The organism is Neobacillus drentensis (genome assembly GCF_036966985.1).
Classification (GTDB): domain Bacteria; phylum Bacillota; class Bacilli; order Bacillales; family Cytobacillaceae; genus Neobacillus; species Neobacillus drentensis_E.
This window is the reverse complement of sequence record NZ_JBALSN010000562.1, coordinates 1-3320: the sequence shown is the minus strand read 5'-3', so window position 1 is coordinate 3320 and position 3320 is coordinate 1. Positions and strand designations below refer to the sequence as shown.

General features: G+C 36.7%; 3 protein-coding genes. All 3 read left to right on the top strand.

Translation table 11 applies throughout. The features are described 5' to 3' along the window. Window positions 1-42 precede the first annotated feature (42 nt). On the top strand, window positions 43-873 hold the full coding sequence (locus tag V7659_RS27960; protein WP_335543331.1) for an alpha/beta hydrolase: 831 nt from the start codon (window positions 43-45) through the stop codon (window positions 871-873). Window positions 874-1031: 158 nt separating this feature from the next. Continuing rightward, window positions 1032-2219 carry an ATP-grasp domain-containing protein gene (locus tag V7659_RS27955; protein ID WP_335543330.1) on the top strand — a complete coding sequence of 396 codons (1188 nt, stop codon included), beginning with the start codon at window positions 1032-1034 and terminating at the stop codon, window positions 2217-2219. A gap of 17 nt (window positions 2220-2236) precedes the next feature. Beyond that, window positions 2237-2974 (top strand): esterase family protein, encoded by a 738-nt coding sequence (locus V7659_RS27950; protein ID WP_335543329.1) that lies wholly within the window; start codon window positions 2237-2239, stop codon window positions 2972-2974. The last annotated feature ends 346 nt before the right edge of the window (window positions 2975-3320 follow it).

The following is a 3320-nucleotide window of genomic DNA, read 5'->3' as shown; positions in this document are numbered from 1 at the left end:
TCAGTATATTTAAACTAATATCAAAGGAGTGATGAAGGTAAAATGAATCAATCCTATTTTTATCTAAAACTAGAAACACATCAATTACATATGTCTTATAAGAATGAAGAACGTCGCGTGCGTGTGTTATTGCCGAAAAATTATGATAAAGATGAGGCTGAAAATTATCCAGTTGTCTATATGCATGATGGACAGAATGTTTTCTACAGTAGTGAATCCTATAGCGGGTATTCATGGAAAGTAATTCCTGCAATTAAACAAAACCCCGATTTACCAAAGATGATTGTTGTGGGGATAGATAACGCTGGACAAGATCGAATTAATGAATATACGCCTTGGAAAATTACTGAAAGCCCACTTCCTGAAGATATTGAACTAGGCGGAAGAGGGGCGGAGTTTGCTGAGTTTGTCATGACGGTCGTGAAGCCGTTTATCGATAAGCATTACCGAACAAAAGCGGATAAATATCACACAGCGGTGATTGGCAGTTCACTTGGAGGAAATATTTCGGCTTTTATGGGTATTGAATATAAAGATCAAATTGGTGGTTTAGGTATTTTTTCTTTAGCCAATTGGATTACAAGTAAAGCATTTGACAGTTATATTGCTAGAAAAGAGTTGGATCCTGAACAACGCGTGTACATTCAAGTTGGGACTCAGGAAGGCGATGATACCGATCGACAAATGATGTATGGTAATATGAAACAGGCATATATCGATTGCTCGCTTAAGTATTATCAACAACTGATAAAAGGCTCTATTCCAATTGATAGCATTCGTTTAAATATTTTTGCGGATGAAGAACATAATGAAAAAGCTTGGGCCAAACATTTGCCAGAATGTTTACGTTTCTTAAGCATGGAGTGGTCTTGAATGAACTGAATAATTATGTTTGACTGAATTTGAACATAATAGGAATCTATCAATTTTTTTGAATATTGTTAAAAGTTTATATTGATTATAATTTGAAATAATTGTACCTTAGTCGTGAAAATAATGAATTTTTTGATTCTGAGAAAGGGGCTTTTTTTATGAATTATATTTTGATATCACCATATTATCCAGGGAATTTTCAACCATTTGCTCATCGTTTAAAAGACGCAGGTGTCAATGTTTTAGGAATTGGTGAAGAGCCATATGACCAATTAGGTTCCGAACTACAAAACTCTTTAACAGAATATTATCGTGTGACTGATTTAGAAGATTTAGATGAAGTAAAACGTGCTGTTGCATTTTTATTTTATAAACATGGTCCCATTGACCGCATTGAATCCAATAACGAATATTGGTTAGAACTTGATGCGCAGTTGCGTGAGCAATTTAACGTGTACGGCAATAAAACGAATGACTTGAAAAAAGTTAAGTATAAATCTGAAATGAAGAAGCTGTTTAAAAAAGCAGGTGTGCCTGTCGTAGAAGGAAGAATCGTTAAAACTAAAAAGGATTTATCAAAAGCCATTGATGAATTAGGACTGCCAGTTATCGCTAAACCGGATAATGGAGTTGGATCAGCTGCTACCTTTAAATTAAGTTCAGAAGAGGATGTACGTCATTTTGAAGAAGAATGGGGAGAAGCACAAGTGTACTTCTTAGAACCATATGTCGAAGGAGGCGTGCTTTGTACATTTGATGGTTTAGTGGATCAGAATGGGAACATTGTTTTCCAAACTAGCTTTACATATAATGTGCCAACTCTGGAACTCGTTAACGGCCAGTTGGATTTAGCTTATGTGATTCAAAAAGAAATTGATCCAAAGCTAGAAACATATGGAAAGGAGATTGTGAAAGCTTTTGGCATGCAAGAACGCTTTTTCCATATTGAGTTCTTTAAAGTAGAAAATGGGGATTATGTTGCACTTGAATACAATAACCGCTTGGCTGGCGGCTACACGATTGATATGTACAATTTTGCGTACTCCATTGATTTATTTGCACAGTATGCTTCTCTTGTGACAGGAGGAGAATATAAGGAGCCCGATGTCGAAAACCAGTTTTGTGTCGGTATAACACAGCGTGATGCTAATGAGTATAAGCATGACACGAATGCTATCTATGAACGTTTTGGCGACCGTGTGAAGTTTGAACGGCGCATACCAGATGCATTTGCGGAACTCCAAGGAAATCAATTTTATGCGATTAATGCAGATTCGCAAGAAGAAGTGGATAGCATTATCCGTTTTGTTCATGAACGAAAAAATTACAGCATTGCAAACGTATAGGGATAGGAGATTTTTCGATGCATATAGAACAGTTAAACCATTGGAGTGGAGAATTAGGACGTGAAATGCTGTTAAACAGATATGGACACAGTGGCATGCCAATCGTAGTTTTTCCTTCATCTGGAGGGACCCATTCTGAATACCATGATTTTGGAATGATTGATGCGTGTCATGACTTTATTGAATCAGGAAAAGTTCAGTTTTTTACATTGGCTAGTATAGATAGCGAAAGTTGGCTGCACGACTCAAAACCGGCGCATGACCGTGCATTAGCTCATGAAGCATATGACCGTTATGTGATTTCAGAGGCTATTCCATTTATTAAGCATAAAACAGGTTGGTTTGATCCAATGATGTCAACGGGGTGTAGTATGGGGGCATATCATGCGTTGAACTTTTTCTTGAGACATCCGGATGTCTTCCAAACAACTGTTGCACTTAGCGGGGTTTACGATGTGCGTTTCTTTTTTGGGGATTACGGAAATGATCCGCTAGTATACGAAAATTCACCGAGTGATTACATATGGAATCAAAATGACGGCTGGTTTATTGATCGATATCGTTCAGCAGATATTATTATTTGTACCGGGCGGGGTGATTGGGAACAGGATGGGCTGCCTTCATACTATACATTAAAAAAAGCCTTTGAAGAAAAACAAATTCCAGCATCGTTTGATGAATGGGGCGAAGATGTTTCGCATGATTGGATTTGGTGGCGACGCCAAATGCCGTATTATTTAGGAAAATTACTGTAATAAAGTGATAATAAACACTTAAATGTGGTGTTAAAAAGGCATTAATAATAACAATATACCTGCGTCGTAAAAGAAACCTATAATAAGAGTAGAGATAAAATGTCGCTACTCTTTTTTATACATAACGTTATTCCTTTCTATGTACGAGAAAAGGTTTTCACCTTAGGATTTTTCGATAAGCCAAGTTTTACATTTAAAATTAATTGGATTGAACTGGTGAAGAGATGTACTTAAACTATCGGGTGCAAGAGTTGAAGATCCAGCTGCCATTTTGGCGGCTTTTTTGTTCTTGAACTATCGGTAGCAGGTTAGCTGAAGAAGGAAATAGAAAATAAAAGTAGAATTT

Coding starts and splice junctions, on each gene's coding strand:
- V7659_RS27960 (WP_335543331.1), top strand. CDS start 43: ATGAATCAATCCTATTTTTATCTAAAACTAGAAACACATCAATTACAT.
- V7659_RS27955 (WP_335543330.1), top strand. CDS start 1,032: ATGAATTATATTTTGATATCACCATATTATCCAGGGAATTTTCAACCA.
- V7659_RS27950 (WP_335543329.1), top strand. CDS start 2,237: ATGCATATAGAACAGTTAAACCATTGGAGTGGAGAATTAGGACGTGAA.